Consider the following 21197-nt stretch of genomic DNA (forward strand, 5'->3'; position numbering starts at 1 on the left):
CATCAGGAATACGTCCACCACGGCCGCATACGTTGCGCGGGAGTCGGAAGCCGACCCTTGAAAGCCGACCATCGGCCGACACCGAAAGTAGGACCCGTGAAGTTCACCAGCATCGGTAAAGCATTCGTCGTCACCGCAGCGGCCGCATCGCTTGCCGTCGGTATGACCGCATGTGGCAACGACAACAAGTCCGGCACCGCGTCGTCGTCCGGTTCCGCCTCGGCTGATTGCGGCGGCAAGAACGCGCTGACCGCCGAGGGCTCGACCGCGCAGCAGAATGCGATCGCCGAGTTCAACAAGGCTTGGGGCCAGGTCTGCTCGGGCAAGAACCTGTCCTACAACGGCACCGGCTCGGGTGCCGGCCGCCAGCAGTTCATCGCCAAGCAGGTCGACTTCGCCGGTTCCGACTCGGCGCTGGCCAAGGAGCAGATCGAGAAGGCAGCCGAGCGCTGCGGTGGCAACCCGGCGTGGAACCTGCCGCTGGTCTTCGGCCCCGTCGCCCTGGCCTACCACCTCGAGGGCGTGAGCAAGCTGGTCATCAACGCCGACGTGCTGGCCAAGATCTTCCAGGGCGAGATCAAGAAGTGGAACGACCCGGCCATCGCCGCGCTGAACGCCGGCACCACGCTGCCCGACACCGACATCAAGCCGGTCTACCGTTCGGACTCGTCGGGCACCACCGACAACTTCCAGAAGTACCTGTCCGCCGCGGCTCCCGACACCTGGAAGAAGGGCGCCGGCAGCGAGTTCCAGGGCGGCGCCGGTGAGGGCGCGCAGAAGTCGGCCGGCGTCGTGCAGGCCGTCCAGGCCACCCCGGGCGCCATCGGCTACGTGGAGAAGAGCCCGGCCGCGGCCGCCGGACTGCCGTTCGCGCAGATCGACACCGGTTCGGGCGCAGTCGAACTGACCGACGACAACGCCAAGAAGGCCATTGCCTCCGCCAAGTTCGCCAAGGACGGCAACGACCTGGCCCTCGACCTGAAGTCGCTGTACTCGACCAAGGAAGCCGGCGCCTACCCGCTGGTGCTGGCCACCTACGAGATCGTCTGCTCCAAGGGCTACGACGCCGACACCGCCGCCGCGGTGAAGTCGTTCCTGAAGGTCGCCGCCAACCAGGGTCAGGCCAACCTGTCGAAGGCGGGCTACATCCCGCTGCCCGACGCCTTCAAGTCGCGTCTGCTGCAGTCCGTCGACGCAATCGCTTAAGTAGCGCTGGCGCTCCGGTTCCATCGCAGCGAGGATGGAACCGGAGCCCACGATCGTTAGGTTCCTGACAGGATGACAGTGACAACACCGAACCCAGCTGACGCGGGGTCAGGGGAGGCGCTCGCCGCACCCTTCCCCACGCCGTCGCCGGTGGCCACCGACCCGTCAAAGGGGTCGAAAGTGCGCGTGGGCGACCGGGTTTTCCGTCTGCTCGCCGAGGGCTCCGGCGTTCTGATCGTCGCCCTCATCGCGGCCATCGGTGTGTTCCTGCTGTGGCGCGCCGTCCCGGCATTGGCCCGCAACAAGGAGAACTTCTTCACCTTCGGCGGCAACTGGGTCACCACCGACACCTCCGCGATGCACTTCGGCATCTTCGATCTGTTGCAGGTCACCGTCTTCGTGTCGGTGTTCGCGCTGCTGATCGCGATGCCGGTCGCCTTGGGTATCGCGATCTTCGTCACGCAGTACGCGCCGCGCCGGCTGTCCGGTCCGCTGGCGTATGTGGTGGACCTGCTGGCCGCGGTGCCGTCGATCGTCTACGGCGTGTGGGGCCTCTACGTGCTGGCACCCGTGCTCAAGCCATTGGCGTTGTGGCTCAACGAGAATCTCGACTGGCTGTTCCTGTTCAAGACCGGCAATGCGTCGGTGGCCGGTGGCGGCACCATCTTCACCGCGGGCATCGTGCTCGCGGTGATGATCCTGCCGATCATCACCGCCGTGAGCCGTGAGGTCTTCATCCAGACGCCACGCGGCCAGATCGAGGCCGCGCTGGCGCTGGGCGCCACCCGGTGGGAAGTGGTGCGCACCACGGTGCTGCCCTTCGGTCTTTCGGGCTACATCAGCGGTGCCATGCTCGGCCTCGGCCGCGCGCTCGGTGAGACCATCGCACTGCTGATCATCCTGCGCGGTACGCAGACGCAGTTCAGCTGGACCCTGTTCGACGGCGGCTACACGTTCGCCAGCAAGATCGCGGCCACCGCAAGCGAATTCAACGACCAGTACAAGGCGGGTGCCTACATCGCCGCCGGCCTGGTGTTGTTCATCCTGACGTTCGTGGTGAACTCCGCGGCGCGCGCCGTCGTGGCCGGAAGAGGGGCGAAATGAACGCCAAGATGGCGGCGATGCTGGAGCGCCCGGTCAAGCACCAGTCGTTCGAAGGGGTGGGTCTGCGCCGGAAGGTGACCGACAACCTCGCGACGGTGCTCGTCAGCTTCTCGGTGCTCGTGGCGCTGATTCCGTTGGTGTGGGTGCTGTATTCCGTCATCACCAAGGGCTATAAGGCACTCACGTCGGCGGAGTGGTTCACGAACTCGCAGTCCGGCATGACGGCATTCGTCGAGGGCGGCGGCGCGTACCACGCCATTGTCGGCACCGTGCTGCAGGCGCTCGTGTGTGCCCTCATCTCGATCCCGATCGGCGTGATGGTGGCGGTGTACCTCGTCGAGTACGGCGCCGGCACCCGACTGGGCAAGGTCACCACCTTCATGGTCGACATCCTGACCGGTGTCCCGTCAATCGTCGCCGCACTGTTCATCTACGCGCTGTGGGTGGCCACGTTGGGCTTCCAGCGCACAGGTTTCGCGGTGTCGCTGTCACTCGTGCTGCTGATGATCCCCGTCATCGTGCGGTCCACCGAGGAGATGCTGCGCATCGTCCCGATGGACTTGCGTGAAGCCAGCTACGCACTGGGCATTCCCAAGTGGAAAACCATTGTGCGCATTGTCATTCCGACAGCGCTGTCGGGCATCGTCACCGGCGTGATGCTGTCGCTGGCCCGCGTGATGGGTGAGACGGCCCCGCTGCTGGTCCTGGTGGGTTACGCACAGGCCATGAACTTCGACATGTTCGGCGGCTTCATGGGTTCGCTGCCGGGCATGATGTACGACCAGATCGGCGCCGGTGCCGGTGCCAACGAGGTCCCCACCGACCGGATGTGGGGCGCGGCGCTGACCCTGGTGCTGCTGATCGCGCTGCTGAATGTGGCAGCGCGGTTGGGCGCCAAGTTCTTTGCCCCCAAGAAAGTTTGAGCAGGAGTACGGGATAATGGCCAAGCGTCTGGATCTCAAGGATCTCAACATCTATTACGGTTCCTTCCACGCCGTGCAGAGCGTCAGCCTGTCGGTGGAGCCGCGCAGCGTGACGGCGTTCATCGGACCGTCGGGTTGCGGCAAGTCCACAGTGCTGCGCACCCTCAACCGCATGCACGAGGTGATCCCGGGCGCCCGCGCCACCGGCTCGGTGCTGCTCGACGGTGACGACATCTACGCCGCCGGCGTGGACCCCGTCGGCGTGCGCAAGACCATCGGCATGGTGTTCCAGCGCCCGAACCCGTTCCCCACCATGTCCATTCGCGACAACGTGGTGGCCGGGCTGAAGCTGCAGGGCGTGCGCAACAAGAAGACGCTCGACGAGGTCGCCGAGCGATCGCTCAAGGGCGCCAACCTGTGGAACGAGGTCAAGGACCGTCTCGACAAGCCCGGCGGTGGTCTCTCGGGTGGTCAGCAGCAGCGGTTGTGCATCGCCCGCGCCATCGCGGTGCAGCCCGACGTGCTGCTGATGGACGAGCCGTGCTCGGCGCTCGACCCGATCTCGACGCTCGCCATCGAGGACCTGATCGCAGAACTGAAGCAGGACTTCACGATTGTGATCGTCACGCATAACATGCAGCAGGCCGCGCGGGTGAGCGACCAGACGGCGTTCTTCAACCTCGAGGCCACCGGCAAGCCCGGCCAACTGATCGAGATCGACGACACCGAGAAGATCTTCTCCAACCCGACCAAGAAAGCCACCGAGGACTACATCTCCGGCCGCTTCGGTTAGGGCTCGCGAGGCTTCTGCTGGGCAGGGACGAGGCGCACGCCGTCGCGGTCGGCGGCCAGCAGGTCCTGCAGCATCCGGTCCAGCACCGCCAGCTCGGCGGCGGTGTAGCGCGACAGGAAGTCGTACCTGCCGGCGTCCATCTCGTCGTGCATGCGCTGGTGTACCTCGATGAGGAGTTTCCCGTCCGGGGTGGGGTTCAGCTGCAGCTCTTTGCGATTACCCGGCACCGGTGACCTGCTGACCAGCCCGGCATCGACCAGACGCTGCACATGCTTGGACACCGTGCCCTTGAGCTGCCCGGAGCGGGCGGCCAGCCCCACCACGCTGATCGGCCCGTCGGCGAGCACCGCCAGCAGATGCAGGCTGAGGGTGGGCAGCTCACGCACGGCGCGTTCAAGCCGCGCCGGACAGCGTTCGGCAAGGTAGTCGCGTTCGGCATCGCTCTCGTCGGTGTCGAACTTGTCCGCCACCGCACCCACCAGTGCACTGATCTCGGTGATCAACGCAGACTTGGTTTTCACGGAAACCATCTTGCCATCCCGGCTGTGCGCGGCATATAGTTTCCAAAGAAACCATTTCGATCTGAGGAGCGCGCATGAAAGCAGCGGTCGTGCACGAGTGGGGCCGGCAGCCCCGGTACCTGGATTTTCCCGAACCCCAGCCGCGCGACGGCGCCGTCATCGCCACCGTGGAGGCGTCGGCACTGACCAACCTCAGCCGCATGGTGATCATGGGAAAGCACTACAGCAGCAAGGAGATTCAGCTACCAGCCATCGCCGGGGTGGACGGTGTTGCCCGCCTCGATGACGGCTCCCGGGTGTACACCGCGTCGCTGGCACCGTACGGGCTGATGGCCGAACGCACCCTCGTCAACCCGGCCGACGCCGTCCTGGTGCCCGAGCACGTCGACTCCATCACTGCAGCCGCGGTACCCAATCCCGGCATGTCGGCGTGGATGAGCCTGGACTACGCCGCCCAGACCAAACCCGGCGACCACGTGCTGGTCCTCGGCGCCACCGGCGTCACGGGATCACTGGCCGTGCAGTTGGCCAAGTTCGTGTTCGGGGCCGGACGCGTTGTGGTGGCCGGCCGCAACCCCGAACGACTGGAGTGGCTCCGCACTGTCGGGGCCGACGACGTCATCACACTCGGGTCGGCCGATCTCACGGAAAGCGTTGTCGCCCAACACTCGGCGCAGCCCTTCGATGCCGTCATCGACTACCTCTGGGGCATGCCCGCACAGCAGACCCTCGCTGCCCTGGCCGCCGCGCATCCGTCGGCCCACTTCCACGCCACGCGCTTCATCCAGGTCGGGTCGATGACCGGCGCGAGCATCGACATCGACGCTGCAACATTGCGCAGCACCGGAATCACGCTCCAGGGCGTGGGCATCGGCAGCGTCCCGCCAGAGGCGCTACGGCGTGCGCGCACCGAAGGTCTGCCCCGCTTGTTCGCGATGCTCGACGCCGGCGAACTACAGCTGACCACCGTAGCCCGCCCGCTCGCCGGCATCGAAAGTGTCTGGGCGGCAAAGGAACCCTCCGGCACCCGAGTCGTCATCACGCCCTGATGTTTGGCTGCCGATTCGTTCGGTGAATGAGCGTGGCTCCGCCCAGTGCGCCGACCGCACAGATGGTGAGCGCGGCGAACACGGTATGGAAAGCGGCAGTGGTGTTCGGAAGTCGGGATGCGATCAGGACGGCGCAGATCGCTCCGCCGAGCGAGCCGCCGATCCGTTGAATGATGTTGATCTGGGTGATGGCGTCCGGAAGCTGCGCCGCGGTCACGGCTGCGTAAGCGGCGACGCCCGCCGGAGTGGCCACCATGGCGACGGCGGCTCCGTACGCGATCAGCATGGGCTGAATGATCCAACCGCGAGCGTCCACCGGCAGGATCATGAACGGCGCCGTGGTTGCCACCGCGATGACGGAACCGACGAGCGAGACCCTGGCCGGGCCGTAACGGTCGATCCATCTCCCGGTGAGTGGTGCGAACACGACGGTCGCGGCCGCCACGCCGAAGAGGCTCAGGCCGGCGTGGATCGGGTCCAGGTGTCGGCCGATTTGGAAGTACAGCGTCTGCACAATGCCGCTGCCGAAGACCAATGCTCCGGAAAAGATCGCCGCGATGGCGCCGGCACGGTAAGCGGCGTTGCGGTAGAGGCGCACATCCAGCAGCGGGTCGGCGGTCCGGGAGGCGTGGGCGACGAACCAGGCCAGCGCGGCGATCCCGGCCGCCGCGGCTGCGGCGGTGGTGGCACTGATCGTTCCAGAGTTGCCCCATTCGGTCAGCGACAACACGACCAGTGGCATCCCGATGGTGACCAGCGCGAGCCCCGCCTTGTCGATGCCCTTGGTCTCGGCAGGTACCCCGCGGGGGATGTAGCGGCGACCCAGGACCAGCCCCACGGCGCCGATGGGCAGGTTGATCGCGAAGAGCCACGGCCACGGCAACGCGTGCAGGAGGAGGCCACCGACGAGGGGGCCGATCGCCGGCGCCGCGCCGACGGCGATGCCGAGGGTCCCCATCACGCGACCGAGACGGTCTGGTCCGACGGCTTGGCCGAGCAGGGTCTGTCCGGCGGGGATGAGCACGCCTCCGGCAAGCCCTTGCAGGACTCGTGCGGAGATCAGCAGACCGATGCTCGGTGCCAGGGCACAGAGCCCGGAGGCCAGGGTGAAGCCGGCCAGTGCCGTCAGCCAGACCCGCCCGGTGCCGAACCGGCGGCTCAGCCAGCCGGCCAGCGGAAGCGAAAGTCCAAGCGCGAGCAGGTAGCCGCTGGCCACCCATTGGGTTTCGCCGAGCGATGCGTCGAGGTCGCGGCTGATGGTGTCCAGACCGATGTTGACCAGGGATGCGTCGAGACCGCTGGCGAACGCACCGAAGACGACAACCCAGCACATCCGCCACGTCGTCCGATCGATCGGCGCAGCTCGGTTCGTCGCGTCGGGCCTGATCTGTGCCCGGCTCACGGTTCGGCTCGCTCCCGCAACGGGCGCAGGACGCGCGCCCAGTCGACGATCTCGTCGAGCATCCGGTTCAACACGCCGCTGTGGTGCTCAGCTGGTGCGAACGTGCCGGGCTCGGTCATGTCCGGGATGTCGAAGTCGGTGAACAAGCCGAGCGCGACCTGTGTACGCACCGTGGCGACTTTCACCTCGGCCAAGGTCAACCGCAGGTGCTCCACCGCGCGGGTGCCGCCGCTCAGCCCGTAACTGACAAACCCGGCGACTTTGTCGTTCCATTCGGCGAACAGGAAATCGATCGCGTTCTTGAGCACCGCCGGCATCGAATGGTTGTACTCAGGAGTGACGAAGATGAAGCCGTCGAACCGGGCCACCGTCGCCGCCCACTGTTTGGTGTGGCTGTTGCGGTATTCGCCGATCGCCGCGGGCATCGGCTCATCCAGGAGCGGCAGGTCGAACTGGGTCAGATCGACAATCTCGACAGCTGCATGCTTGCCGAGGTGCGCCGCGGCGGCCTCCAACACCCAATCGGCGACCTGGGGGCTTCGTCGGCCCGGCCGGGTGCTTCCCAGCACGATGGCGAGGCGGACAGGGTGGTGTGGGTTCTGCGTCACGTGTGTCATGTCCATCAAAGTACAACGATCATTGCATTGGTTGCAATGATCGTTGTACTTGGGCAGACTTAAGCCGTGCCTACCGTGAGAGCCGACAAGCAACGCGATCTGCTGGACGGGGCCCTGCGCGTCTTCGCCCGCGACGGGTACAGCCGCGCCAGCATCGACGCCCTCGCGCAGGCGGCCGGCGTGTCGACCCGCACGATCTACAACCACTACGGGGACAAAGCGGGTTTGTTCAAGGCAGTGATCCTCGATAGTGCGACCCGGGTCGCGGAGCACGAGATCGCCCTCGCTGATCGGCTACTCGGGCGCATCGTCGACCTGGAACGCGACCTCGTCACCTTCGGGATCGCCTGGTCAACGCCAGACCCGGCCACGGCCGACCATTTCGCGCTCGTCCGGCAGATCCGGGCCGACTCGGCCCACATCGACCCCGACACCCTCGCTGCGTGGCAGGATGCCGGGCCCATCCGAGTGCGCCGCGCCCTGGCCGTCCACCTGAAAGCGCACGCCGCCGCGGGTCTGCTGCACATCGACGATGCGGATATTGCCGCGCTGCACCTGGTTCAACTCACCGCGGGCAGTGTCGCTGCCGCGTCCGACATCAGCGCAGAACACGTCGTCCGTGCCGGCATCAGCGCGTTCCTCGGCGCCTACCGACCAGAACACGCCCGCCGCTGAAACCGGCGGGCGTCCGCAGCAAAGACGGCCTAGCGGATTGTGGGCAGGCCGTCGTCGTCGGAGAAACGGCCGGTGACCTGGAAGATCACCCGGCGCGCGACCTCGACGGCGTGGTCGGCGAAGCGTTCGTAGAAGCGGCTGAGCAGCGTCACGTCGACCGCCGCGGTCACGCCGTGCTTCCACTCGCGGTCCATCATCACGCTGAACAGATGACGGTGCAGGTCATCCATCGCGTCGTCTTCTTCCTGGATGCGGGCGGCGCGCTCGGGGTCCTGGGTGAGGAGCACCTCTTGCGCGGTGTTGCCCAATTCGACTGCCAGGCGGCCCATTTCGGCGAAGTAGCCGTTGACCTCCTCGGGCAGTGCGTGCTGCGGGTGCCGGCGTCGGGCGATCTTGGCGACGTGCAGCGCCAGCGCGCCCATGCGGTCGACGTCGGCGACGATCTGGATGGAGCCGACGACGGAGCGCAGGTCACCGGCGACCGGGGACTGCAGGGCCAGCAGGACGAAGGCCTGCTCCTCGGCCTGCGCGCTCAGGGTGGCGATGTTTTCGTGGTCGGAGATGACCTGCTCGGCCAGCACCAGATCGGCCTGCAGCAGGGCCTGGGTCGCGCGCTCCATGGCAACACCCGCCAGTCCGCACATCTCGCCCAGGCGGTTGGTCAGGCCTTCAAGCTGCTCGTGGTACGCGGTACGCATGCGCTCCAGACTACTTTCTGGCCATGAGACGTGCCGTGATCTGGCAGTGAACGCCCGGTGAATGGGACAGGTCAGATGCTATTTGCAGGTGGTGTCGGCCGCATTGGTGATGCTGAGGTCTTCCGGCAGCTTGGTCGGCTCTCCGGACAGGCTGCCGTGGGTCACCCGCATCTGGGCCGCTGAGCCGCCGGCCGCCGGGGTTCCCACTGCGGTGAAATCGGTTCCGAGCACCACCCGTACCACGTCTCCCAGGCCGGACACCCGCTCGACGTGGGCGCCGGGCAGCGTGGACGCCACGGTCGCGGCGGCCTGTTCGTGCCCCGCCGAGAAGAACACCGTCGTCGACGTCACCTGGCCCTGATAGTCGTCCGGCGAGTTGACGGTGAAGCCGTGCTGCTCGAGTTCCTTGGTCGCGGTCGCGGCCAGGCCGTCCTGACCGGTCGAGTTGGACACCCGGACCGTCACCTGGCTCGGGTCGGTCGTGGTGGTGTTGACCTCTTCGCCGTCCGGGGCGGCCGCGGTCGTGCTGGGCGTGGCCGCCGCGGATGGGACCGGGGCCTTGTCGGAGTTGCGTTCCTCGGGCAGCGGATCGTCGTTGATGATCGCGTCGAACAGCGCGCGCATGTCGTCGACCCGCGGCGGTTCGTTGCCTTCGGAGTCGGTGACGCCGGTGGGCACGGTGACGAAGGTGACGCGGCCGGCGCTGACGCCCTGGATGGACTGACCGAGCTGCACCAGGTCCTTGGTGGTGACGTTGTCGACCGAGGAGTCGTTGATGAACAGGTTGACGACGTTGTTGAGCTTGCCGACGTTGAAGAACGTGTCCTTGGAGATCATCGACCGCAGCAGGGATGACAGGAACATCTGCTGACGCTTGATCCGACCGTAGTCGCCGTTGACCTCGGTGGTGACCTGACGGGCGCGGACGTACTGCAGCGCGGTGTGGCCGTCGATGACCTGACGGCCGGAGTGCTCCAGCACGGTGCCCAGCTCGTAGTCCTCGAGGGGCGTGCTGCTGCAGACCTCGACGCCGCCGACGGCGTCGACGAGTTTGGAGAATCCGGCGAAATCGACTGCCATGAACCGGTTCACCGACAGGCCGGAGAGCTTCTGGATCACCTTCACCAGGCACTTCGGTCCGCCGAACGAGTAGGCCGAGTTCAGCTTGGTCTCGGTGTAAACCTGGTCGGGCCCATAGCTTTTGGTGTCTTCGTCGTAGATGGGCCCGTAGCCGCCGGTCTTCGGATCCCAGGCTTCACACTGTGTCGGCTTGATCGCCAGGTCGCGCGGGAACGACACTGCCACAACACGTTTGCGGTTCGCTGGAATGTTGACCAGCATGATCGTGTCGGAACGTGTGCCGCCCGCGTCTTCGGTGGTACCGGCGCCCATGTCGGCGTTCTGGCCGTAGCGGCTGTCCACGCCGACGATCAGGAAGTTCTCGTCACCGAATTGGGCGTTGGGGTCGATGATGTCGCGGGAGTTGAGGTCCAGCGCCGAGACCCGGTTCATGTTGTTGTTCTTGATGTTCTGCCACTGCCAGGCAGCACCGGTCATCGACAGCGCGATGACGGCCACCAGGGCCATGAGGATGCGGCCGGCCACCGCGAACCGATGGCGGGTGTGGTGATCGACCGGTGGCGGAGTGTCGGCATGCGTCGGACGCTCCGGATGGTCGATGTAGTTCCGGACGTCAGTGCGCACCACGGCGTGCGGCCGTTCGGGCAGCGTGCCGGGTTCGGCCGGCGGTGCGCCGAAAACCTCTGTGACGGGATCGGATTCGATTCGACGGCGGGCGGTGCGCGGCGGTTCTTCAGCAGCGGGTGCATTCGGTGCGCCGGCAGGCTCGGGCGCCGGCTCGGGCCGCGTCGGGCGTACCGGCTTCGGCGCGGTGCGCGGTGGCGCGGCAGTTTTCTGTTGCGACGTGGTTTCGGGTGGCGCGGGTGCCTCGATGGCGGGCGCCGGCGGGACCGCGCCGCCGGAGAGCCGGGCGATGAGTTCGGCGACCGTGACGCCACCACCGCCGTGGCTGCCGGTGACCTCGTCGGCCGGCGGTTCGGGTAGGTGACCGGCGCGTTCCCACGGCGCCCGGACGGGGCCCGCGGCCCGCGTCGTACGGGTTACCCAGGGGTTGTCGCCGTCACCCTCACCGGGGGTGGTCCGGTCGCGGTCGCTCACGTCTACCCGCCAGAGTTGACCACGTCGGCGCCGAACGGCACCGTGCAGTCGTCGGGGTCGTCCAGCCAGCCTTCGGGCAGCACCACGGAACCCGGCGACCCCTGCCGGCCTCGCGGGCCCTCTGCGCAGTCCGGGAACGGCACATCGGAATCCAGTTGGGTGAGCAGCTCGTCCAGCTCGGCCAGGGTTTTCACCAGGGCCAGCGCGCGGCGCAGGTCGGCACCGGCGGGCAGCCCGTGCAGGTACCAGGCGACGTGCTTGCGGATGTCGCGCATGCCTTTGTCCTCGCCGAAGTGGTCGGCGAGCAGTTGGCCGTGCCGGCGGATGATGTCCGCGATCTCGCCGAGCGTCGGCGGCGTGGGGCGGGGCTGACCGTTGAAGGCCGCCGACAGTTCGGCGAACAGCCAGGGCCGGCCCAGACAGCCGCGGCCGATGACGACGCCGTCGCAGCCGGTCTCGGCCATCATGCGCAGGGCGTCGTCGGCGTCGAAGATGTCGCCGTTGCCGAGCACCGGGATGCCGGTGACGTGGGCTTTCAACGCGGCGATCTGGTTCCAGTCGGCGGTGCCGGAGTAGCGCTGCGCGGCGGTGCGGGCATGCAGCGCGACGGCGGCGGCACCTTCCTCGGCGGCGATCCGGCCGGCATCGAGGTGGGTGTGGTGGGCGTCGTCGATTCCGATCCGGAACTTCACCGTGACGGGGATATCAGTGTTTTCGGTGGCGCGCACGGCGGCCGCCACGATCTGACCGAACAACTTGCGCTTGTAGGGCAGCGCCGAACCGCCGCCGCGGCGGGTGACCTTGGGTACCGGGCAGCCGAAGTTCATGTCGATGTGGTCGGCCATGTTCTCGTCGACGATCATCTTGGCCGCAGCGTACGTGGTGGCCGGGTCGACGGTGTAAAGCTGCAGCGAGCGGGGTGACTCCTCGGGCGCGAACGTCGTCATGTGCATGGTGGCGGCGTTGCGCTCGACGAGGGCCCGCGCGGTGACCATCTCGCAGACGTAGAGGCCGCTCACGGTGCCCACGCGGGCCAGCTCCTGCTCGCGGCACAGAGTGCGGAAGGCGACGTTCGTCACGCCCGCCATGGGGGCGAGGACGACCGGGGATTGCAATGCGATCGGCCCGATCTGCAGGGCAGATCGGGCCGTCGTCGGGCCATTGGCGGTAAGGGTCATCCGGCCGAAGTGGACACCAGGAGGTTCTTCATCGCCTTCTTCTCGGCAACCTTGCGCTCGCGCTCCAGACGACGCTGCTTGGCCACCTCGAACTTCGCGCAGGTGTCCTCGAGCTCGTTGATGATCCGGCCCAGGTCGTCACGCAGGCGCGCGCCTTCACCGGTGAAGTCTTCGCGCTCGAAGATGCGCCACTTCTTGAGCACCGGCATGAGGACGTCATCGAGGTGGATGCGCGGGTCGTAGACGCCACCGACGGCGATGATGACGGCCTTGCGGCGGAAGTCGGGCACGGTGTACCCGGGCATCTTGAAGTTCTCGACGATGCGGTGCAGCGAGGCCATCGCCTGGTTCGGGTTGATGTCCAGGCCGGCGGCCGAGACATCGCGGTAGAAGATCATGTGCAGGTTCTCGTCACCCGAGATGCGCTGCAGCAGCTGGTCGGCGACGGGGTCATTGCAGGCCTTGCCGGTGTTGCGGTGCGAGACGCGGGTGGCGAGCTCCTGGAACGAGACGTACATGACCGAGTCGAACAGGCTCTCGGCGAACAGGTCGCCCTGCAGGTTCTGGCCGGGCGAGAAGCCGCGGGTGACCTGCTCGACGCGCAGTTCCTCGAGCTCGACGGGGTCGCAGTTGCGGGTGACGACGAGGTAGTCGCGCAGGGCGATGCCGTGGCGGTTCTCCTCGGCGGTCCAGCGGTTCACCCAGTAGCCCCAGGCGCCGTCCATGCCCATGTTCATCGCGATCTCGCGGTGGTAGGACGGCAGGTTGTCCTCGGTCAGCAGGTTCTGGACCATGGCGGTCTGGGCGACCTCGGAGAGCTTGGCCTGGTCCGGATCCCAGTCCTGGCCGCCGAGGGCGTAGTAGTTCTTGCCCTCTTTCCAGGGGATGTAGTCGTGCGGGTTCCAGTCTTTCCGCATGCTCATGTGGCGGTCGACGAGCTTCTCGACGACCGGCTCCAGCTCGTGCAGGAGCTGCAGGTCGGTGTAGTCGGCTGTCATGGCGCCTCCCGGTGCGATGTATCTGTACCTGTTGGTAGCAGTCAGAGTATCTGTGTCGGGTAGTGACATCAAGTTGCTGTGACGCATGTCTGTTCGGTGATTCTGAACTGTGATGTCGGCGCGTGCTAGGTGTTACCGGTGTGAGGGCACCCGGCTCATCAGCATGTCGACGCAGTAGTCGACGAACTGTTCGCGCGTGACGGGCAGCTTGCCGCCCAGATATCCGGTGAACAGTGCGGTGAGAGCGCCGATCAGGCTGGTGGCCTCGAGCGCCCGCCGCGCCGGCTCGCCGTCGGGGAACATCTTGTGCTGCAGCAGTTCGATGAAGCTCGGCATCCAGTCCGCGCCCGAACGGGTGAGTACCGGTTCCTGGGCCGGTGCGATGAGCAGCACGCGGCCGCGGGTGGGGTCGTCGACCATCATCGTGACGAACCGCTCGACGGCGTCGCGGGGGCTCTGCGATGTGGTCAGCGCCGCCATGGCCGTGGTGCACACCTCGTCATACACGGCGCGGACGAAATCCTCACGGTCGGTGAAGCTTTCGTAGAAGTAGCGCTCGGTCAGGCCCGCCGTGCGGCACACCGCCCGGACGGTCGCCGCCGGGCCGTCGGAATGGCCGAGGGCGGCGATGCCGGCTTCGATGAGCGCCTCGCGACGCCGCGTCGGGCGGTCCGCCAGTGGGACGGTGGACCAGCGGCCCTGTCGTTGACCGGAAGGCACGTGACTCCTAAGCTGTGGCTGACAACGCGTGTAGTCAGGATACCCGCTGACATCCAGGAAAGAATGCCGGTGACCCAAAATACTTCCGACGCATGCCCCGTGACCAGCGATTCTGCCCCCGTGGCGGCAGGCTGCCCGGCCTCGCCCGGGGGGTACGACGCGGTGCCGCTGGGCCCTGACTCTCTGACGTGGAAGTACTTCGGCCAATGGACCGGGCTGTTTCAGGGCACGTGGGCGGGCTCCATGCAGAACATGCACCCGCAGCTCGGCGCGGCGGTGGAGGAGCACTCGATCTTCTTCATGGAGCGCATTCCGCGGCTGCTCCGTTCGATCTACCCGATCGGCGGCGTGGTCTTCGACGGTGACCGCGCGCCCAAGACCGGCGCCGAGGTACGCGACTATCACATCGGGATCAAGGGCGTCGACAAGCAGGGACGCCGCTACAGCGCGTTGAACCCCGACGTCTTCTACTGGGCCCACGCGACGTTCTTCAAATCCACCCTGCTGGCCGCCGAGAAATTCGGCGGCGGCATCTCCGAAGCCGACAAACGACAGCTGTTCGATGAGCACGTGCAGTGGTACCGCATGTACGGGATGAGCATGCGGCCCGTGCCGAAGAGCTGGGAAGACTTCCAGGTCTACTGGGATCACATGTGCCGCAACGTGTTGGAGAACAACTACGCGGCGCGCGAGGTCATGGATTTGTCCACCATGCCCAAACACCCTTCGCTGCAGTGGATTCCGGACTGGCTGTGGTCCCAGAACCTCAAGGTGATGCAGCGCTTCCTGACCTTCATGACGGTGGCTCTCTACGACCCGCCGGTGCGCGAACTCATGGGGTACTCGTGGTCCGCCCGTCAGCAGTGGGTGCACGACAGGCTGTGCGAAGTGATCACGCTGGTCACGAAATACGGCCCGAAGCGCAGGCTGATGCATCCGCGCAAGCGGTCGGCGATGGACCGCGCGACCGGCCGGCTGCCCATCGATTCGCCGCTGGTCGAGACTCCCGCACGCAACCTGCCGCCCCGCGAATATCGGGGCCAGCCGCAGTTCTACTGCCCAATTGTGGACTGACCCAGGCACTTTGCGGCACTCGCAGCAATCCGAGGGGTCTGTGAGGCCGATTTAGTCGCCGGGTCACCGTCGAGCAATGGTTAGGCAACACGGCGGGTGTTGGCTCGATGCATGACGAGCATCTATGAGCAGATCGGAGGGGCCGAAGCGCTCGAACAGGTGGTGGCGGACTTCTACGAGCGCGTGCTGGCCGACACCGAACTCGCCGGCTTTTTCGCCGGCGCCAACATGTCACGGCTCAAAGGCCGGCAGGTGGAGTTCTTCGCCGCGGCTCTGGGTGGTCCGGAGCCATACACCGGCGCGTCCATGCGGGACATCCACCGCGGCCGCGGGATTTCCCGGCAGCACTTCAATCTGGTGGCCGCGTATCTGAGTGAAAGCCTGGCCGCGGCCGGCGTCCCGGCGCGGACCGTGCAGCGGATCATGGCAGCGATCGCGCCGCTGGCCGGCGACATCGTCGCGGCAAAGAGCGCCTGAGAGCCTGCTCGTTTTCGGCTGACGCGGGGGTCGGTCGAGAGTGATTCGGGCTAGCGTGGGGTTATGCGTCACCCCGGGGTTCTCGCCGACCGCTACCAGTTGCGGGGGACGCTGGGCCACGGAGGTATGGCGGAGGTCCGCGACGCCTGGGACGCCCAGTTGCAGCGTCCGGTGGCCGTAAAGCTGCTGCATGCGCCGCTGAGCGCACAGCCGGAGTTCCGGCGCCGTTTCGCGGTCGAGGCCCGCGCCGCGGCAGGACTGAGCCACCCGCATGTCGTTGCCGTCCACGACTACGGCGAGCAGGACGGCACGCCGTACATCGTCATGGAACGGCTGCCGGGACGCACGCTGGCGGATGCCATCGCCGCGGGTCCGCTCTCGCTGCAGCAGGTTCGGTCGGTGCTCGACGATGTGCTCTCGGCGCTGGCGGTGGCCCACGCCGCCGGCATTCTGCATCGCGACATCAAGCCCGGGAACATCCTGCTGGACGATTTCGGGTCGGCCAAGATCGGCGACTTCGGCATCGCCAAGAGCGCGGAATCGAACCACACCATCGCGGGCCAGGTCGTGGGGACGATGGGCTATCTCAGCGCCGAGCGGCTGTCGGGGCATCCGGCGACCGTCGCTGACGATCTCTACGCGGTCGGTGTGGTCGGATACCAGGCGCTCACCGGCCGCGCGCCCTTTCCGCAGGACAATCTGGTTGCGCTGGCCCGCGCTGTCTCCGAGGGGCATCCGGTACCGCTCAACGTGTTGCGGCCCGACGTCGATCCGGCCCTGGCGGCCGTCGTCGAACGTGCGATGGTTCGCGACCCCCGCCTGCGGTTCAGCAGTGCCGACGAGATGCGGGCGGCCCTGCACGGGGCGGTGCCGGTGGGGCGGCCGCCGACGTTGGTGCTCGCCGATCCGCTCCCCGATCCGGTGACGAGGCCGTTGTTGGTCCGCAGCCCGCGGCGCCGGTCGCGGATTCTGTTGTGGGCCTTGGCAGCTCTGGTGACCGCGGTGACGGTCATCGCCGTGATCGTCGATGCCGCGTCACGGACGTCGACGCCGGCGCCGGTCGGGACCAGCACGCCGGAGCCGGTACCGACCTCGACCCCGGCACCGGTATCGACTCCGTCACCGGTGGATGACGCTCCTCCGCCCAACGGCCACGGCAATGGAAAAGGCAAGGGCCACAACAAGCCTGGGCACCGCGCCGATTGACGGCGGGATCAGCTGTCGATGTGCAGGACCCCCAGCGCCCATTGCGTACCGAGGCCCCGGCGCAGCGCCATGTGGATCCACAGCAGCGCCAGCGGCTCGAGCAGCCGAGCCGCAGTGAGGTCTCCGGCGTCGAGGGTTTCGAAACCGAGCTCCTGAACCAGTTGTGCCGCAATGTCTTTGGCAGTGTTGTCGTCGCCACAGACGAACATGACCGGAGCTGTCGGCAGTGCCGGGGTATCCATCATCGGGGCGCCGATCTGATTCATCGTCTTGCACACCCGGGCGCCGGGGGCCCAGGCGGCGATCTGTTCGGCGCCGGATGTCGTATGGCCCAGATCGAGCGCGGCGACGTCCGGGGTGAGCGGATTGGTGCAGTCGATCAACACTTTTCCCGTCAGGTCTCCGCAGGCAGTGACCGCCGCCTGCGTGCCCTGCCACGGTGTGCAGACGGCCACTACCTCGGCGTCGGCCACGGCGGTCGCGTTGTCGGTCACTGCCGTGCCGAGGCCGGCGTGCCTGGTGTCCCCGGGTTGCCTGACGCCATAGGTGATCTCGTGTCCGAGGCGCTGCCAGGCGCGCCCCAAGGTGCTGCCGACGTTTCCGGCGCCGATGATCGCGATACGCATCGGTCAGCCCGCCAGTGCCACGTCGTAGTGCTGCATCTCGTCGACCTGATCGACGAACGGCGCGATGTGCGAGAAGAAGGCGCGGAACTGCGGGCTGCGCCGGAACTTCTCGAGGTGATCCTCGACCGAGGTCCAACGGATCCGCAGAATCCAGCGATCCGATTCTTCGACGCACCTGGTCAGTTCGTAGCCGAGGCAGTGGTCGCTCTCCGACAGCGGAACGGCCGCGGCTTCGTACGCCGCTACGAAGGCTGCGGCGCGGTCAGGTGGAATCCGGTAGCGAATGTATTCGACGACGGGCGAGTGGTCCGTCGATTTGGAGCGATTCATATGGTAACAATGCTTGAACTCAAGCAATGTTGCAATGGATTGTTGCCGAAAGTTGGCGTGACCTGGCGGTATCGTCGTCGTCGTGGGTGAAGCGAGGCGGACTTATGGCGTCCCAGAACACGAGGCGACCTGGGACAGCGTCGACTACCTCCTTGCCGACTGGGCCCGGGAACGCCCAGATCTGGATTTCAGCCCGCTGGCGGTCGTGTACCGGATGGGGCAGGTGCGCCGACTGTTGGAGCAGCGCATGGCGGAGGTGTTCGCGCGGCACGGGCTGACCGCCGCCGACTTCCTCGTGATCGTCACGCTGCGGCGCGCCGGGCAGCCCTATCGCATGCCCCAAGCGCGGTTGATGGACGCGCTGGGGCTCACCTCGGGCACCGTGAGCCTGCGGCTCGAGCGGTTGGTGAAGGCCGGCAGTGTGATCCGCGAGCCCGATCCGAATGACCGGCGCGGCAGCATCATTCAGCTGAGCGAGTCGGGTCTACAGCTCTTCGATGCGGTGGCGCCCGAGCATCTGGCCAACGAGGACCGCCTGTTGTCGGCGCTCACGGCCGGCCAGCGCACCGAACTGGCCGGGCTGCTTCGTCACCTGCTCGTCTCACTGGAACCGCCGCGAACCTCGGCGGACGCGTACCTGGGGATGTCGCTCGAACCGGCGCATGTCGCCCGCACTCTGCGCACCGCCGTCGGCCTGAGTGACACCGCGGGGCTGCTGGTGTCGACGGTCGAGGTGGGTAGTCCGGCCGCGGCCGCCGAACTGCAGCGCGGAGATCTGATCACGGAGGTCGCGGGGGCGCCGGTGTCCAATCTCGGCGCCCTGGCCGTGGCCCTTGCCGAACTGGATGAGGGGGCAGCCGTCGAACTTGTGGTGCTGCGCGGCGACGAACCGCGCCGAGTGGTGCTGCGACGGCCGTCGACTTGAGTACATGATTTCTTGAATACAGAAAATGATGTACTGTCGGCGGCGTGGCGACACTGCAGCACACCGACGCCCTTGCTCGGTTCGGTCATGCCCTGTCCGATTCGACACGCACGCGAATCCTCTTGAGCCTGAACCGGACTCCGGGCTATCCGTCCGACCTGGCCGAGCAACTCGGCGTCTCCCGGCAGATCCTCTCCAACCACCTGACGTGTCTGCGGGGCTGTGGCCTGGTGGTGGCGGTGCCGGAAGGCCGTCGCATGCGATACGAACTGGCGGACCGCCGCATCGGCCGGGCGCTGGACGACCTCATGGGGCTGGTCCTCGCCGTGGATCCCGACTGCGTGTGCGTCGGCGCCGACGGCGAGCCGTGCGGGTGCGCCTGATGACGCTCACCGAGGTCCGGCGCGGGCAGCTGGCGCGGCGCATCCGGTGGCTGGTCGCGGCGACCATCACCTACAACGTGATCGAAGCCGTCGTGGCGCTGGCGGAAGGGGCTCGGGTGTCGTCGGCAGCGCTGGTCGGTTTCGGCCTCGATTCGGTGATCGAGGTGTCCTCGGCCGCCGCAGTCGCCTGGCAGTTCGCGGGCGCCGACCCGGAAGCTCGCGAGAAGACCGCGCTGCGCATCATCGCGTTCTCGTTCTTCGCGCTGGCCGCCTACGTGATGGTCGACGCGGTCCGCGCCCTGCTGGGCTTCGGTGAGGCCCGGCACTCGACCATCGGCATTGTTCTTGCGGCCGTGAGTCTGGCCGTCATGCCGGTGCTGTCGTTCGCGCAGCGCCAAGCCGGCCGCGAGCTCGGATCCCGTTCGGCGGTAGCCGATTCCCAGCAGACACTGCTGTGCACCTACCTGTCGGCTGCGCTGCTGATCGGCCTGTTGGTGAACGCGGTCCTTGGGTGGTCGTGGGCCGACCCGATCGCCGCAGTGGTGATTGCGGGGATCGCGGCGAAGGAAGGCGTCAACGCATGGCGGGGCGACGCCTGTTGTGCGCCCGTCGTTGGTGGGCGTGGTTGCTGCGACTGATGCGCTGGCGAAGCTGTATAAATTTGCCGCTGGCGTAGTGATTCGGGCGAATCAGCGGCAATGTACGTTGAAATACCCTGCTATTGACTGACTGGCCATTGATGATTTGGATTTGCCATGTGTGCCACTGGGCAACGTAGTACGGTGCCGGATTAGCTGGTGGGTGATCCAGCGTGAGACCGACGAATGGCAGGTCCCATGGCCGGGAAGCATCGCGAAGCTCGACGTGCCGCGACGCGGCGATTCTCGCGCGGGGCCACCGCGGCAACTGTCGCCGCTGCCGGCGTCGCGACAGCGTTCAGCACGGCCGCGACGCATGTCCCGGTGATGTCGGCGCCGGTGGCATTGGCGGCATTGATCACGCCGGCCAACTCGACGGCGCAGTTCTTCGCGGGGTCGCAGTACTACAACCGCGACTGGAGCCAGTACGGGCAGCCGCAGGTGGTGCCGTTCCTTGCCGGGCCGAACGGGATCGCGAATGCGGTGGCGGCGAATGCCGACGACCCGCGCGGCATCGTCGTGCTGTCGTCGGGCTGGGGCGCGGGGCAGACGGGCACCGCGATCGGAATCCTGCAGAACCGGAACGATCCCGCGTTCGACAACGTGACGCTCGTGGTGCTCGACAACAACACCAACCGCGCCGGCGGCGGGTTCTGGACCACGTACTGGTTCGGTGCACCGTTTCTGCTGACCTCGGCCGCCCCGACGCCGAGCAACACCAAGGTCCCGATCGTCGACGTCGCCTACGAATACAACGTCAACTCGGATGCGCCGACCTACCCGATCAACGTGCTGGCCGACGCCAACACGTTGGCCGCCTACCTCGGGGATTACGGCGTCGAGAGGACGGCGCCGGTGCCGGATGCCGCGCTCGAACCCGTCGCCCCGGGTGCGCAGCACTACCACTACATCGTCGCGCCGGACGGCACCGTCGTTGATACGGTGCCGGTTCCGGGGAACATCACCTACGTGACCTTCACGTCGCCCGGGCTGCCGCTGCTGCGTCCGCTGCGAATGATCCCGGGCGGCAACATCATTGCGGACCCCATCGAGCCGGCGCTGAAGGTGATGGTCGATGCCGGCTACAAGGACAATTCGCCGATACCGCAGAATCCGGGGGAGACCCGGCCGGTCGGTCTGTTCCCGTCCGCGGCGGAAACGCAGACCGCCTTGGGGAAGCTGCCCGGTGCCGTCCAGGAGGGTGCGCAGGCGGCGGCGGGTGACGCCCCTGCGCCGCTGGCAACGACCCAATCGAGCCCAAAGACGTTGGCCGCGAACACCGATGGGCCGCCGGCCAAGAACCCTGTCGATATGACGGCGGGGAACAAGGTCGCTCCCCATGTCGGCCTGCCGAACCCGGTCGGCATGGCGAGCCATGCCGCGGGAGCCGTCACCTCGACGGTGGGCGGGTTGGTAAGCGGGCTGCTCGGCGGGCTGCCGAAGGTGAGTGCCCCCAGCAGCAGCCCGTCGAAATAG

23 protein-coding genes are annotated in these 21197 nt (G+C 67.0%); 13 read left to right on the forward strand and 10 right to left on the reverse strand.

Translation table 11 applies throughout. The features are described from left to right. Positions 1-96 precede the first annotated feature (96 nt). The 4 genes from pstS (at position 97) to pstB (ending at position 4026) form a co-directional block, all read left to right on the forward strand. Positions 97-1206, forward strand: coding sequence for a phosphate ABC transporter substrate-binding protein PstS (gene pstS / locus QRN63_RS18125; RefSeq protein ID WP_285032113.1), 1110 nt, complete (start codon positions 97-99; stop codon positions 1204-1206). A gap of 72 nt (positions 1207-1278) precedes the next feature. After that, positions 1279-2310, forward strand: coding sequence for a phosphate ABC transporter permease subunit PstC (gene pstC, locus QRN63_RS18130; protein ID WP_285032114.1), 1032 nt, complete (start codon positions 1279-1281; stop codon positions 2308-2310). 8 nt (positions 2311-2318) lie between these two features. After that, positions 2319-3233: a phosphate ABC transporter permease PstA gene (gene pstA, locus QRN63_RS18135; protein WP_285032145.1), complete on the forward strand. Its 915-nt coding sequence runs from the start codon at positions 2319-2321 to the stop codon at positions 3231-3233. 16 nt (positions 3234-3249) lie between these two features. After that, positions 3250-4026 carry a phosphate ABC transporter ATP-binding protein PstB gene (pstB, locus tag QRN63_RS18140; protein WP_267315847.1) on the forward strand — a complete coding sequence of 259 codons (777 nt, stop codon included), beginning with the start codon at positions 3250-3252 and terminating at the stop codon, positions 4024-4026. On the opposite strand, the gene QRN63_RS18145 is transcribed toward pstB, so the two are convergent. Beyond that, on the reverse strand, positions 4023-4547 hold the full coding sequence (locus QRN63_RS18145; protein WP_285032115.1) for a MarR family transcriptional regulator: 525 nt from the start codon (positions 4545-4547) through the stop codon (positions 4023-4025). The genes pstB and QRN63_RS18145 overlap by 4 nt on opposite strands. Positions 4548-4621: 74 nt before the next feature. Between QRN63_RS18145 and QRN63_RS18150 the strand changes: the two genes are divergently transcribed. After that, positions 4622-5596: a quinone oxidoreductase family protein gene (locus QRN63_RS18150; RefSeq protein ID WP_285032116.1), complete on the forward strand. Its 975-nt coding sequence runs from the start codon at positions 4622-4624 to the stop codon at positions 5594-5596. Here QRN63_RS18150 and QRN63_RS18155 read toward each other — a convergent pair. Then, positions 5586-6998, reverse strand: a complete 1413-nt coding sequence (locus QRN63_RS18155) for a DHA2 family efflux MFS transporter permease subunit (protein ID WP_285032117.1) — start codon at positions 6996-6998, stop codon at positions 5586-5588. The two genes, QRN63_RS18150 and QRN63_RS18155, sit on opposite strands and share 11 nt — an antisense overlap. After that, on the reverse strand, positions 6995-7615 hold the full coding sequence (locus QRN63_RS18160) for an NADPH-dependent FMN reductase (RefSeq protein ID WP_285032118.1): 621 nt from the start codon (positions 7613-7615) through the stop codon (positions 6995-6997). The genes QRN63_RS18155 and QRN63_RS18160 overlap by 4 nt, the downstream gene beginning before the upstream one ends. Before the next feature lie 66 nt (positions 7616-7681). Here QRN63_RS18160 and QRN63_RS18165 point away from each other — a divergent pair, with 66 nt between their 5' ends. After that, positions 7682-8290, forward strand: coding sequence for a TetR/AcrR family transcriptional regulator (locus QRN63_RS18165; protein WP_285032119.1), 609 nt, complete (start codon positions 7682-7684; stop codon positions 8288-8290). A gap of 29 nt (positions 8291-8319) precedes the next feature. Here QRN63_RS18165 and phoU read toward each other — a convergent pair whose 3' ends face one another. The 5 genes from phoU to QRN63_RS18190 form a co-directional block, all read right to left on the reverse strand. Then, positions 8320-8988, reverse strand: a complete 669-nt coding sequence (gene phoU / locus QRN63_RS18170; protein ID WP_267315841.1) for a phosphate signaling complex protein PhoU — start codon at positions 8986-8988, stop codon at positions 8320-8322. A gap of 78 nt (positions 8989-9066) precedes the next feature. Then, entirely contained in the window at positions 9067-11166 is a 2100-nt protein-coding gene (locus tag QRN63_RS18175; protein ID WP_285032120.1) for an LCP family protein, read from the reverse strand. A 2-nt stretch (positions 11167-11168) separates the two neighbouring features. After that, positions 11169-12302, reverse strand: a complete 1134-nt coding sequence (gene dusB / locus QRN63_RS18180; protein WP_267316638.1) for a tRNA dihydrouridine synthase DusB — start codon at positions 12300-12302, stop codon at positions 11169-11171. 38 nt (positions 12303-12340) lie between these two features. Continuing rightward, entirely contained in the window at positions 12341-13342 is a 1002-nt protein-coding gene (locus QRN63_RS18185; protein WP_267315839.1) for an acyl-ACP desaturase, read from the reverse strand. A gap of 132 nt (positions 13343-13474) precedes the next feature. Continuing rightward, complete coding sequence (locus QRN63_RS18190) at positions 13475-14062, reverse strand: TetR/AcrR family transcriptional regulator (protein ID WP_267315838.1); 588 nt, start codon at positions 14060-14062, stop codon at positions 13475-13477. Positions 14063-14125: 63 nt separating this feature from the next. Here QRN63_RS18190 and QRN63_RS18195 point away from each other — a divergent pair, with 63 nt between their 5' ends. The 3 genes from QRN63_RS18195 to QRN63_RS18205 all read left to right on the forward strand — a co-directional run bounded on the left by QRN63_RS18195 (position 14126) and on the right by QRN63_RS18205 (position 16819). Continuing rightward, complete coding sequence (locus tag QRN63_RS18195) at positions 14126-15136, forward strand: oxygenase MpaB family protein (protein ID WP_285032121.1); 1011 nt, start codon at positions 14126-14128, stop codon at positions 15134-15136. Between the two features lie 111 nt (positions 15137-15247). Next, positions 15248-15613, forward strand: coding sequence for a group I truncated hemoglobin (locus QRN63_RS18200; RefSeq protein ID WP_267315836.1), 366 nt, complete (start codon positions 15248-15250; stop codon positions 15611-15613). Positions 15614-15676: 63 nt separating this feature from the next. Further along, complete coding sequence (locus QRN63_RS18205) at positions 15677-16819, forward strand: serine/threonine-protein kinase (RefSeq protein WP_285032122.1); 1143 nt, start codon at positions 15677-15679, stop codon at positions 16817-16819. An 8-nt stretch (positions 16820-16827) separates the two neighbouring features. Here QRN63_RS18205 and QRN63_RS18210 read toward each other — a convergent pair whose 3' ends face one another. Both QRN63_RS18210 and QRN63_RS18215 read right to left on the reverse strand, forming a co-directional pair. Then, complete coding sequence (locus QRN63_RS18210; RefSeq protein ID WP_285032123.1) at positions 16828-17445, reverse strand: NADPH-dependent F420 reductase; 618 nt, start codon at positions 17443-17445, stop codon at positions 16828-16830. A gap of 3 nt (positions 17446-17448) precedes the next feature. After that, entirely contained in the window at positions 17449-17775 is a 327-nt protein-coding gene (locus tag QRN63_RS18215; protein WP_285032124.1) for a putative quinol monooxygenase, read from the reverse strand. Between the two features lie 82 nt (positions 17776-17857). Here QRN63_RS18215 and QRN63_RS18220 point away from each other — a divergent pair, with 82 nt between their 5' ends. The 4 genes from QRN63_RS18220 (at position 17858) to QRN63_RS18235 (ending at position 21197) form a co-directional block, all read left to right on the forward strand. Continuing rightward, a complete protein-coding gene (locus tag QRN63_RS18220) occupies positions 17858-18700 on the forward strand; it encodes a MarR family transcriptional regulator (RefSeq protein ID WP_267315832.1) in 843 nt (280 codons plus the stop codon). A gap of 44 nt (positions 18701-18744) precedes the next feature. Beyond that, positions 18745-19083, forward strand: a complete 339-nt coding sequence (locus QRN63_RS18225) for an ArsR/SmtB family transcription factor (protein ID WP_267315831.1) — start codon at positions 18745-18747, stop codon at positions 19081-19083. Next, positions 19083-19721: a cation efflux transmembrane domain-containing protein gene (locus QRN63_RS18230; protein WP_285032125.1), complete on the forward strand. Its 639-nt coding sequence runs from the start codon at positions 19083-19085 to the stop codon at positions 19719-19721. The genes QRN63_RS18225 and QRN63_RS18230 overlap by 1 nt, the downstream gene beginning before the upstream one ends. A 198-nt stretch (positions 19722-19919) precedes the next feature. Further along, positions 19920-21197 (forward strand): PE-PPE domain-containing protein, encoded by a 1278-nt coding sequence (locus tag QRN63_RS18235; RefSeq protein ID WP_285032126.1) that lies wholly within the window; start codon positions 19920-19922, stop codon positions 21195-21197.

It is taken from the genome of Mycolicibacterium sp. lyk4-40-TYG-92 (assembly GCF_030209435.1).
Taxonomy (GTDB): Bacteria; Actinomycetota; Actinomycetes; order Mycobacteriales; family Mycobacteriaceae; genus Mycobacterium.

Excerpts from the sequence above, each read along its gene's own strand:
- pstC (WP_285032114.1), top strand. The coding sequence starts at position 1,279 with ATGACAGTGACAACACCGAACCCAGCTGACGCGGGGTCAGGGGAGGCG.
- pstA (WP_285032145.1), top strand. The coding sequence starts at position 2,319 with ATGGCGGCGATGCTGGAGCGCCCGGTCAAGCACCAGTCGTTCGAAGGG.
- pstB (WP_267315847.1), top strand. The coding sequence starts at position 3,250 with ATGGCCAAGCGTCTGGATCTCAAGGATCTCAACATCTATTACGGTTCC.
- QRN63_RS18150 (WP_285032116.1), top strand. The coding sequence starts at position 4,622 with ATGAAAGCAGCGGTCGTGCACGAGTGGGGCCGGCAGCCCCGGTACCTG.
- QRN63_RS18160 (WP_285032118.1), bottom strand. The coding sequence starts at position 7,615 with ATGACACACGTGACGCAGAACCCACACCACCCTGTCCGCCTCGCCATC.
- phoU (WP_267315841.1), bottom strand. The coding sequence starts at position 8,988 with ATGCGTACCGCGTACCACGAGCAGCTTGAAGGCCTGACCAACCGCCTG.
- QRN63_RS18185 (WP_267315839.1), bottom strand. The coding sequence starts at position 13,342 with ATGACAGCCGACTACACCGACCTGCAGCTCCTGCACGAGCTGGAGCCG.
- QRN63_RS18195 (WP_285032121.1), top strand. The coding sequence starts at position 14,126 with ATGCCGGTGACCCAAAATACTTCCGACGCATGCCCCGTGACCAGCGAT.
- QRN63_RS18200 (WP_267315836.1), top strand. The coding sequence starts at position 15,248 with ATGACGAGCATCTATGAGCAGATCGGAGGGGCCGAAGCGCTCGAACAG.
- QRN63_RS18205 (WP_285032122.1), top strand. The coding sequence starts at position 15,677 with ATGCGTCACCCCGGGGTTCTCGCCGACCGCTACCAGTTGCGGGGGACG.
- QRN63_RS18210 (WP_285032123.1), bottom strand. The coding sequence starts at position 17,445 with ATGCGTATCGCGATCATCGGCGCCGGAAACGTCGGCAGCACCTTGGGG.
- QRN63_RS18215 (WP_285032124.1), bottom strand. The coding sequence starts at position 17,775 with ATGAATCGCTCCAAATCGACGGACCACTCGCCCGTCGTCGAATACATT.
- QRN63_RS18230 (WP_285032125.1), top strand. The coding sequence starts at position 19,083 with ATGACGCTCACCGAGGTCCGGCGCGGGCAGCTGGCGCGGCGCATCCGG.
- QRN63_RS18235 (WP_285032126.1), top strand. The coding sequence starts at position 19,920 with ATGGCCGGGAAGCATCGCGAAGCTCGACGTGCCGCGACGCGGCGATTC.